The sequence below is a fragment of the Bacteroidota bacterium genome (assembly GCA_016715425.1).
In the GTDB taxonomy this organism is placed as follows: domain Bacteria; phylum Bacteroidota; class Bacteroidia; order Chitinophagales; family BACL12; genus JADKAC01.
In genome coordinates this window covers 424,156-430,806 of sequence record JADKAC010000007.1, presented here as the reverse complement: position 1 = coordinate 430,806, position 6,651 = coordinate 424,156, and the positions used below count along the sequence as shown (strand labels likewise).

General features: G+C 34.8%; 6 protein-coding genes. 3 read left to right on the top strand and 3 right to left on the bottom strand.

The annotated features are described in order from the left end of the window. The coding region (gene gcvP, locus IPN31_14165) for an aminomethyl-transferring glycine dehydrogenase (protein MBK8683020.1) at positions 1-2,031 on the top strand (2,031 nt) is incomplete at its 5' end. 33 nt (positions 2,032-2,064) lie between these two features. Then, positions 2,065-3,345 carry an acetyl-CoA hydrolase/transferase family protein gene (locus IPN31_14160; GenBank protein ID MBK8683019.1) on the top strand — a complete coding sequence of 427 codons (1,281 nt, stop codon included), beginning with the start codon at positions 2,065-2,067 and terminating at the stop codon, positions 3,343-3,345. 12 nt (positions 3,346-3,357) lie between these two features. Here the strand turns inward: IPN31_14160 and IPN31_14155 are convergent, their stop codons facing one another. The 3 genes from IPN31_14155 to IPN31_14145 all read right to left on the bottom strand — a co-directional run bounded on the left by IPN31_14155 (position 3,358) and on the right by IPN31_14145 (position 5,259). Next, complete coding sequence (locus tag IPN31_14155; GenBank protein ID MBK8683018.1) at positions 3,358-3,750, bottom strand: T9SS type A sorting domain-containing protein; 393 nt, start codon at positions 3,748-3,750, stop codon at positions 3,358-3,360. Between the two features lie 463 nt (positions 3,751-4,213). Continuing rightward, entirely contained in the window at positions 4,214-4,624 is a 411-nt protein-coding gene (locus tag IPN31_14150) for a hypothetical protein (GenBank protein ID MBK8683017.1), read from the bottom strand. 17 nt (positions 4,625-4,641) lie between these two features. Further along, positions 4,642-5,259: a hypothetical protein gene (locus IPN31_14145; GenBank protein MBK8683016.1), complete on the bottom strand. Its 618-nt coding sequence runs from the start codon at positions 5,257-5,259 to the stop codon at positions 4,642-4,644. A 356-nt stretch (positions 5,260-5,615) separates the two neighbouring features. On the opposite strand from IPN31_14145, the gene IPN31_14140 reads away from it, so the two are divergent. Further along, positions 5,616-6,650 (top strand): acetyl-CoA hydrolase/transferase family protein, encoded by a 1,035-nt coding sequence (locus tag IPN31_14140; GenBank protein MBK8683015.1) that lies wholly within the window; start codon positions 5,616-5,618, stop codon positions 6,648-6,650. Position 6,651 lies beyond the last annotated feature (1 nt).

Here is a 6,651-nt window from a genome sequence, read left to right as displayed (position 1 = left end):
GCATATTTTGCAACAAAAGATGAATTTAAAAGAGATATTCCTGGAAGAATAATTGGTGTCTCCATTGACAAATACGGTAACAATGCTTTGCGTATGGCTTTACAAACTCGTGAGCAACATATTCGCAGAGAAAAAGCAACTTCAAATATTTGTACTGCACAAGCATTGCTTGCAATTATGGCCGGAATGTATGCAGTATATCATGGTGAAGAAGGTATTAAAAATATTGCAACGAAAGTGCATAGCCTAACTTGTTTAGTGAAAAATGGATTAGAAAAATTAGGCTATAAAATTTTGAATGAATCCTTTTTTGATACAATCACTATTGAAGCATCAGGAAAAATAGATGCGATTAAAAAACAAGCACTTGATGCAGAAATGAATTTCTTTTATGGAGAAAATAATATTTCAATAGCGCTTGATGAAACTTCAAATTTGCAGGATGTAACGGATATTATTAATGTGTTTGCAAATGCATCCGGCAAAAGCAATGGTCAATCTCCTGATACAAAAAATGTAACCTCATCACTGCAAAATAATCTGCTCAGAGAAGATGATTTTTTATCACATCCTATCTTTAATTTATATCACAGCGAAAGTGAAATGATGCGGTATATTAAACGATTGGAAAATAAAGATCTTTCATTAACTACATCCATGATTCCATTGGGATCCTGTACAATGAAATTAAATGCTGCTACGGAATTGTTTCCGATTACATGGCCGGAGTTCAGTGCTATGCATCCGTTTGTTCCAAAAGATCAGGTGAAAGGCTACTATGAAATATTAACTGAGCTTGAAAAAGATTTATGTGAGATCACAAGATTTGATGCATGTTCATTACAACCGAATTCAGGTGCGCAAGGCGAGTTTGCAGGCTTAATGGTAATTCGTGCTTATCATATTGATAAAGGTGATTCGCACCGCAAAGTAGTTTTAATTCCGGCTTCTGCTCATGGAACAAATCCGGCGAGCGCAGTAATGGCAGGAATGAAAGTAGTTGTTATTAAAAATGATGCTTTAGGAATTATTGATATTGAAGATTTAAAAAATAAAGCACAGCTACATAAAAATGATCTTTCCTGTTTAATGGTTACTTATCCTTCTACTTATGGAGTGTATGAAGAAGCTATCACCGAGATATGTAATATTATTCATGAGAATGGCGGATTAGTTTATATGGATGGTGCAAATATGAATGCACAAGTGGGTTTGACCAGTCCTGCAAAAATTGGTGCCGATGTTTGTCATTTGAATTTGCATAAAACATTTGCAATTCCTCATGGCGGCGGCGGTCCGGGCATGGGACCTATTTGTGTAAACGAAAAATTAAAACCGTTTTTACCCAAACATTCATTTGTGGAAACCGGTGGTGAAAAAGGAATTAATTCGGTGAATAGTGCACCATTTGGAAGTGCAAGTATTTTATTGATTTCTTATGCATATATAAAAATGTTGGGAGCTGATGGTTGTACAAATGCAACGAAGTTTGCAATACTAAATGCGAATTATTTAAAAGCATGTTTAGAAAAACAATATGATGTGTTGTATTCCGGTGAATATGGTAAAGTAGCACATGAATTTATTATTGATTTCAGAAAATGGAAAAACAGTATTCATCTTGAAGTAGAAGATATTGCAAAGCGATTAATGGATTATGCATTTCATGCACCCACTGTTTCTTTTCCTGTTGCAGGCACATTAATGATTGAACCAACAGAGAGTGAAAGTAAAGAAGAGTTAGACAGATTTGTGGAAGCAATGCTTTCTATCCGTGCAGAAATTGAAGAGATTGAAAATGGTAAAGCAGATCAAGTGAATAATGTTTTGAAAAATGCACCGCATATTTTAAATGATATTACAAGTGATTCCTGGAGTCATCCTTACACAAGAGAGAAAGCTGCATTTCCTGCGCCGTATGTGCGTGATAGAAAATTCTGGCCAAGCGTGGCAAGAATTAATAATACTTATGGCGATCGTAATTTAATTTGTGTGTGTCCGCCAATAGAAGATTATGTAGATGTAGAATAAGCAAATGTGTAAACTATTTTTTTTATGAATCCAATTCCTCCATATGTAAGTGCTGAAGAAGCATTGCAATGTATTCATTCGGGTGATACTGTATTTATTCAAGGCAGTGCGCAAACTCCAATAGCCATGTTGCATAAGCTTGCAGAAAGGAAAAATGAACTGCGAAATGTGCAACTTGTATTCATAAGTTTATACGGCGATATTATGTTGGATAAACCGGAATATGAAGAAGCATTTGATTTAAATTCCATGTTTGTTTCAGGAACGCTCCGCAATGCAGTTAACGAAGGACGAGCAGATTATATTCCTGTTTTTTTAAGTGAGATTCCGGAGTTGTTTAAACAAAAAATTCTGGATTTGAATGTTGCAATAGTACAGGTTTCTCCGCCGGATAAACATGGCTATTGTTCACTCGGTGTGTCAGTAGATATTGCACGTACTGCGGTGAATACAGCTAAGCTTGTTATTGCACAAGTAAATCCGAATGTTCCTCGCACACATGGCGATAGTTTAATTCATTCCACACGATTTCATAAAATGGTTTGGATAGAATCACCTTTACTTGAAATAACTTTTGGAGAAGAGATTTTGGAAAGTGATGCGTTGATTGGAAAATATATTGCAGAATTAATTGAAGATGGCAGCACTCTACAAATGGGAATTGGTTCGATCCCGGAATCTGTATTGCGATGTCTTACCAATCATAAAAATCTGGGTGTACATACTGAAATGTTTTCGGATGGATTAATACCCTTATTTGAAAGTGATGTAGTTAATAATAAATTTAAAGTAATAGAGCCAAACAGAACTGTAACAGGTTTTGCTCTTGGTACAAAAAAATTATATGATTACGTGCATGATAATCCGGGGTTTGCTTTTATGGATATTGATTATGTGAATGAACCTGCAGTAATAAAATTAAATCCAAAAGTGTGTGCAATTAATAGTTGTATAGAAGTAGATCTTACCGGACAAGTAGTTTCTGATTCAATTGGTACATATCAATATTCAGGTGTGGGCGGACAAATGGATTTTATTCGTGGTGCTGCATTAAGTGTAGGAGGTAAACCTATTATCGCACTTTCATCAAGAACGAAAAAAGGCATTTCACGTATTGTGCCGATACTTAAACCCGGTGCCGGTGTTGTTACCACTCGTGCGCATGTGCGCTATATAGTTACTGAATATGGTGTCGCATTTTTATTCGGGAAAAATTTACGACAACGAGCAAAAGCATTAATCGAAATTGCACATCCGGATGATAGAGAATTGTTGCATAAATCTTGTTTTGAAAGGTTTAAGATTTTTGTATAAAAAGAATTGCTCTCACTCCACCATCACTTTCAAAGTAGTAACCAACCCAGAATTTTCACTTTTCAGATATACCAAATAAATTCCGGAAGGCCAACCGACAACAGAAATATTTGTGTTTGTTTGAAAACTGTTTGAAATAATTTCTCTGCCGGTGATATCCATAATTTTAAATTCAATTATTTCCGCATTATCAGTGAATAAAGTAAATTCTTTATTCGTGGGATTTGGATATAATTCTATATTGAATTCTGTATCTGAAAATTCGTCTGCTAAGCGACCTGTATAGAAGGGTTGTTGACAATGTACTGTTGCTAACAAAGAACACAACTCTACATACATTACTGCTTCTCTGTATAAAGTATTACAAACTCCCTTTGTTAATCCTTGAGGATAATTTTGATTCACTTTATTTTTCAGATAAAGAAAACTCTGATACGCATAATTATAATCACCATCAAGATATTTTAAATATGCAGTTCTGAATTGTTGACCAACTGTTACTGTTCCTCCACCACCGGGTTTTGGTATTGTAGAATTGCATGAAGTAGCTGCAAGACGCAGTGTAATTTCTTCTTCGGTTAACTCTTCTTCACAATATTCTTCATCACAAGTGCATGAACTTGGTTTAGTTATTATCTAATCATCCGTATCAAAATTTATCGAAGTACAAGGATGCGTATCCTCATCAAATCCTGCTTGAAGATAGCCAATTGCAGGACCCGCTCCGGTTTGCCAATGATTATGTTCCGCTAAGATTTCTGTGCCACCTAAATCATCTGCATCATAATAATCATAGCATGCTTGTATGCCATATAAATTTCCATCAAAACGATTTGGTATTGGATTACCCGGATCATCATCATTATTATCATGTATTATCTGATGAATAATACATCAGGTTGCTATCCAGCGCATATTCTTTAATGACATTATACTTATAGTTAAGAATAGTTATTGGAACAATATTATTTATTGCATCAGCATTCACCATGTTGCGCAAAGAATCAAGGGTAATAATTGAATTATTAAGGTTGACCGAACCGACCTTCATGTCGAGCAAAATCTGCCTAAAATTATGCATACTTATAGCTGTATCATTAATTATATTAAAGGTATCCGCTTTGCCGAAGCGGTATGTCTTATCATATAAAATTCCGGTGCTCATATCGGTGGTGTCCAGATACATGAAAATGCTGTCGAGCTTGCTGAGCGTCTGTTGAGCGTAGGTTTGATTTTTAATAAATAAACTGAGTGCAATGAGTAGGGTGTAGTATTTCATGTTGTTGGTTCAAATGGTTAATAAAGTATTTCGTAGTAAGTAGTGTCAAAAGCCGGGCAATAAATTGAATCCGTATAAGTTTCTATACCGCTTGTAGTAAAATCTTCTAATACCCAGTAAAGTGGCTTATATTGATTACCAAAAATAACGCCTGTTAAAATTGTATCAAGTTCAGTTGCGCTTACCCAAAAAGAACCGTTAAATGGAGTCATTCTGAACTCAGTATTTATTGTAAACGGCATTGTATCTCTTATAGTTAATTTCAACCACCCCTCCGGATGCAAATACACAATAACATCTGTTTCACCTCCGGTATCATCAACAAAAGTTATATTATCGGTTTGGTTATTCCAATATTGGTCTTTTATTGCCTGCACATAATAGCTATAGCCATTGCGGGCTTCAAAATCAAAAGTGAATTTGCCTGCGGCATCAGAATATATTTCGTCAATTAAAACACCGCCTAAGCCAAAGGCGCTTTCGCCGTCTGTTTCAAATAACCCTACATCGGCATTTGCAATTCCCGCATTGGTGGTTTTGTCTTTTACGCTGCCGTTAATAAATGTTGGTCCGCTTTCTTTTTCACAAGAAATAATTAATAAGCTTATTATCGTTAATAAATATATTTTTTTCATAATCTTAATGTAGATTAGTCTATTCAAGTTATACAATTAAATAAAATGATAAATAATTATTCTGGTGTAATATATTTTGCAACTTGTATTCGAAACTCAAAAGAATAATTAAATTATTCATGGTTTATACTTTTGGATTATCTAAATTAAATCAGATAATTATAAAAAACAAATTTATTTTTAAGTAAAGAATAGAATAAATGTGTTTTATTTTAATATTTGCGATTGAAATTTAGGATTAAATAAATAGTAAAATAAAATTTACTTAATTAAACGTAGGTTCTCAAAGGCTTACGCACAATGCTGCGTTTTGAGGAACTTGGTACGGCGGGGGAACATGTGAGGAAGAAAATGCAGTGAACGAAGGAAGAGCAGATTATATTCCTGTTTTTTTAAGTGAAATTCCGGAGTTGTTTAAACAAAAAATTCTGGATTTGGATGTTGCAATAGTGCAGGTTTCTCCGCCCGATAAACATGGGTATTGTTCGTTGGGTGTATCAGTAGATATTGCACGCACTGCGGTGAATACATCTAAGCTTGTTATTGCGCAAGTGAATCCAAATGTACCTCGCACACATGGTGATAGTTTAATTCATTCCACACGATTTCATAAAATGGTTTGGATAGAATCACCTTTACTTGAAATAACATTTGGAGAAGAGATTTTGGAAAGTGATGCATTGATAGGAAAATATATTGCAGAATTATTTGATGATGGCAGCACTTTACAAATGGGAATCGGATCGATACCGGAAGCTGTATTGCGATGTCTTACCAATCATAAAAATTTGGGTGTACATACTGAAATGTTTTCGGATGGATTAATACCCTTATTTGAAAGTGATGTAGTGAATAATAAATTTAAAGTGATAGAGCCAAACAGAACAGTAACCGGTTTTGCTCTTGGCACAAAAAAATTATATAATTACGTTGATGATAATCCCGGGTTTGCATTTATGGATATTGATTATGTGAATGAACCTGCAGTAATAAAATTAAATCCAAAAGTATGTGCAATTAATAGTTGTATAGAAGTGGATCTTACCGGACAAGTAGTTTCTGATTCAATTGGTACATATCAATATTCAGGTGTGGGCGGACAAATGGATTTTATTCGTGGTGCGGCTTTAAGTGAAGGTGGTAAACCTATCATAGCACTTTCATCAAGAACGAAAAAAGGAATCTCCCGCATTGTACCCATACTTAAACCCGGTGCCGGTGTTGTTACCACTCGTGCGCATGTGCGCTATATAGTTACTGAATATGGTGTCGCATTTTTATTCGGGAAAAATTTACGACAACGAGCAAAAGCATTAATCGAAATTGCACATCCTGATGATAGAGAGTTGTTACATAAATCTTGTTATGAGCGATTTAAAATTTTTGTCTAAA